Origin of the sequence: Bartonella sp. AA1HLJMS (assembly GCF_042197445.1) — a bacterium.
Lineage (GTDB): Bacteria > Pseudomonadota > Alphaproteobacteria > Rhizobiales > Rhizobiaceae > Bartonella.
This window is the reverse complement of the sequence record NZ_JBHIRW010000299.1, coordinates 1-565: the sequence shown is the minus strand read 5'-3', so window position 1 is coordinate 565 and position 565 is coordinate 1. Positions and strand designations below refer to the sequence as shown.

Genomic DNA, 565 nt, shown 5'->3' with positions numbered 1-565 from the left:
CAAAACTGTTTAGCCCGTCAATGGTTAATACATCAATATCCCCATAAATATAAAGGATAAATTTGCTCAACCATATCCCCTTGCATTCATAGAGTGAACCTTCAAAGAACGCCTTATCTGTAAGTTTTGAAGGTTTTGAGTATTTTGAGAAACCTTCAAAACCTATAAGCAAAATTCGCAATAAAATTCTTCAAAATACTCATTCTGATATTTTAAAGCACATAGTGCATTTGTCTTTTTTTCATAAAACGAATAGCAGATTTCACTATTTTGCTGATCTGATCTCTCTCATAGGCTGTGGATAAACAGCATTTAAAAAACCTTTTGAAAAAAATTTATCCGCTTTTGAATGACTTTACCTCTTCTGATACTCGCTATTTATTCTAAATGGATTTAATTGAATTCATTATTAAAGCATTAAAAGATTTTTCTGATATCAAAACAGGTACCTTAGGCGGCTTTATTGAAAAGGAAGATAACCTCTCTCATGAGGGCAATTGCTGGGACTATGATGAGGCTCTTGTGTTTAAAAATGGTCACGTTTATGAAAATGCTAGGGTTTATG

The 565-nt window shown here is 32.4% G+C and carries 1 protein-coding gene; it reads right to left on the bottom strand.

Annotated features, from left to right (window positions below; translation table 11 throughout):
* The coding region (locus ACFIQE_RS11320; RefSeq protein WP_375707792.1) for a hypothetical protein at positions 1 to 181 on the bottom strand (181 nt) is incomplete at its 3' end.
* Positions 182 to 565: the final 384 nt, after the last annotated feature.